This window comes from Streptomyces sp. FH025 (genome assembly GCF_017427025.1).
Classification (GTDB): domain Bacteria; phylum Actinomycetota; class Actinomycetes; order Streptomycetales; family Streptomycetaceae; genus Kitasatospora.
On record NZ_JAFLNG010000829.1, the window covers coordinates 1 to 2,967 of the forward strand.

Here is a 2,967-nt window from a genome sequence, read left to right on the forward strand (position 1 = left end):
GGGGCGGCCGAGCAGGTCGGCGCGGCGCAGTCCGGTCACGGCGGAGAAGGCGGCGTTGAGGTGGCGCCAGCGCAGCCGGTCGTCGAGCAGGGCCAGGCCCACCGGGGCAGCGGTCAGCACGTCGCGCAGCTGGTCCGGATCGCCGTGGCGGTCGGTGCCCTGGCGGTCGCCGCCGGTGATCGCGCCGAGGCCGGTGATCGTGCCGAGGCCGGCGGCGAGCGCCGCCGCGGTCGCCGTCAGGGACCGGGCGCCCGGGGCCGGGGCCGGGGAGCCCTGTGATCGGTTGCCGTGCCGGAAGTGCATAGGCCCATGATCACGCGCCGGAGCGCGGCACGCCCACAACGGGGTGAAACCTTGACTGGACCAAGACCGTGTTGTAGAGCGGGCTCCGGGCGGCCGGGGCGCTCGATCCGGGGCACCGGGGCGTGTGGGAGGCGTCGGGTGATCACCCGTCATACTTGGGCGGCGGCGCCCGGCACTGGGCGCCGCGGACCGTGCCACGCCTGCGAGTTCGGCGACTCGTCGGTCCGTCCTGCGGGCGGATCGTCGGCCCGCCGTACGGGCCGGACGGCCGGAACGAGCAGCGCCGAACGGTGCTGAACGGCACCGAACAGCACCGAGGCACCGACGCCAGATCGTCAGCACCAGACCGGAGGATGCGATGAGCCCCCACCTGCCGACCAGTCGCCCGGCGGCCGGGGCCCCCGGGGTGCCGTGGAACCGACAGCGACTGCGCAGCAACAACGAGTGGCTGCTGCTGGAGCTGCTGCGCACCGGCGGTGGCTCCTCGCGCGCCCAGCTGGCCCGGGACACCGGCCTGTCCAAGCCCACCGTCTCCGCCGCGCTGGCCGAGCTGGAGCGGGCCGGGCTGGTCCGCGCGGCCGGGCGGCTGGCGCCCGAGCGGGGCCGCACCGCCGTCCTGTACGAGGTCGAGCCGACGGCCGGCCACGTGCTCGGCGTGGACATCGGCCGGGCCCGGCTGCGGGTGGCCGTCGCGGACATCGCCGGGACGGTGGTCGCCCGCCGGGACGTGCCCAACCGGGGCCGGACCGCCGACGCCGTCGCGGACGCCGTGGTCGCCGCCGCGCACGAGGCGATCGCGGAGGCGGGCCTCGCCGCCGGGGACATCGTGCACGCGGTGATCGGGACTCCGGGCGTCTGGGACGAGGAGCAGCGCGGCGTGCGCTACGCCACCAGCCTGCCGGGCTGGGGCCGGCCCGGCCTGTTCGACCGGATAGGGGAGGGCCTGGGCACGGTCGTCACGGTGGGCAACGACGCCAACCTCGCCGCGCTCGGCGAGTACACCCTGGGCGCGGGGAGGGGCAGCCGGATGTTCGCCTACCTGCTGGTCGGCACCGGGCTCGGGGTGGGCGTGGTCAAGGACGGCGAACTGCTGGTCGGCGCGCACGGCGCGCTGGGCGAGATCGGCCTGGTGCCGCTGCCCGCCCGCCCGGGCGAACCGGTCGCGACCATCGAGCAGGAGGCCGCGGCGGACGCCGTGGTGCGCTCCGCCCGGGCGGCCGGGCTGACCGGTGCGGGCGGCCGGCAGCCGACCGCCAAGCAGGTCTTCCAGCGGGCCCGGGCGGGCGAGGCCGCGGCCGTCCGGCTGGTGGAGCAGGAGGCGGAGCGGCTCGCCTACGCCGTCGCCGTGCTGTCGGCGGTGCTCGACCCGGACCTGGTGGTGCTCGGTGGCGGCATCGGCAGCAGTGCGGACCTGCTCCTGGCGCCGCTGGAGCAGGCCCTGCACCGGCTCGCCCCGATGCGTCCGGCGCTCGCACCCAGCCTCCTGGGGGAGGAGGCGGTGCTCCTGGGCGCGGTCTCCACGGCGCTGGAGAGCGCCCGTCCCGAGGTGTTCGAGCGCCGGACGGCGGAGCTGTCGGACAGGCCTTAGGTCTTGGGTCTTGGGTCGGGCCTTGGGCCTTGGGCTTCGGGTCAGGCCTTGGGCCTCGGGCCAGGCCTGGGGTCAGGCCTGGGGTCAGCCGGTGGCCAGCGTCAGGCCGTAGGTGCTGAGGATCGGATTGACCGGCTGGAAGAACGTCTCACCGCCCGAGGTGCAGTCGCCGGAGCCGCCGGAGGTCACGCCCTGGGCCTGGTTGCCGGAGATGAACGACCCGCCGGAGTCGCCCGGTTCGGCGCACACCGTGGTGCGGGTGACGCCGTAGACGCTGCCCTCCTGGTAGTTGACGGTGGCGTTCTGCTCCTCGACGGTGCCGCAGTGCCAGCCGGTGGTGGAGCCGGAGCGGCAGACCGATCCGCCGATCGACTGCTCGGTCGAGCCGCCCACCGTCACCACGCCGCCCGCGTAGTCGTTCACCTGCGGCTGGGCGGTCCAGCCCGGGTTGGCCGCCACCCAGGACCAGTCGTTGCCCGGGAAGGTCGAGCCCTGGAAGGTGCCGATCGAACTGCCGTCGGCGGCCGTCGCGTTGGAGCCGGGCTGGCCGCAGTGGCCGGCGCTGACGAAGCCCGGCTGGCCGTTCTGGCTGACCGGGAAGCCGATCGAACAGCGGGCGGCGTTGTCGATGTAGTAGGCGTCCCCGCCGTGCAGGTCGGCGAGCGGCCGGGGCGCGGTGGTGGCCGGCTCGACCCGCACCAGCGCGCGGTCCACTCCGGACCGGTTCAGGAAGGCCTCGGTGCGGGCGGTGTCGGCGGAGCGCACCACGACGGTGTTGGCCCGGACGTCGACGTACCAGAGCGGGGTGGCCTCGGGCGCGGCGTCCGCGGACACCCGGTCGAGCGCGTCCTTGGCCCGGTCGAGCGCCTTGAGCGAGTGCCGCACGACGGTCGCCCGGCCGCCGTGGGCGGTGATGGTCCGGGCGGCGGAGGCGTCCGTGGTGGCCACCACCAGGTCGGCCTGCGGCCCGTCCACCCAGGCACCGGCCCAGCGGTCGCCGAGCACCCGGGTGAGCGCGGTCCTGACCGCGGCGGCGTGGCCCTCCTGGGCGATCCGGTCGGCGGCGGCCTGCGGGG

Annotated in this window: 3 protein-coding genes; 1 reads left to right on the forward strand and 2 read right to left on the reverse strand. The window is 76.1% G+C overall.

From position 1 onward, the window contains the following. Positions 1-303 (reverse strand): PAS domain-containing protein (locus tag J0670_RS34460; RefSeq protein WP_243437942.1); only part of this gene is annotated, 303 nt, incomplete at its 3' end. Positions 304-661: 358 nt separating this feature from the next. On the opposite strand from J0670_RS34460, the gene J0670_RS34465 reads away from it, so the two are divergent. Further along, positions 662-1,891, forward strand: a complete 1,230-nt coding sequence (locus J0670_RS34465) for an ROK family protein (protein WP_207816344.1) — start codon at positions 662-664, stop codon at positions 1,889-1,891. A gap of 84 nt (positions 1,892-1,975) precedes the next feature. Here J0670_RS34465 and J0670_RS34470 read toward each other — a convergent pair. After that, on the reverse strand, positions 1,976-2,967 hold a 992-nt coding region (locus tag J0670_RS34470; protein ID WP_207816345.1), incomplete at its 5' end, for a S1 family peptidase.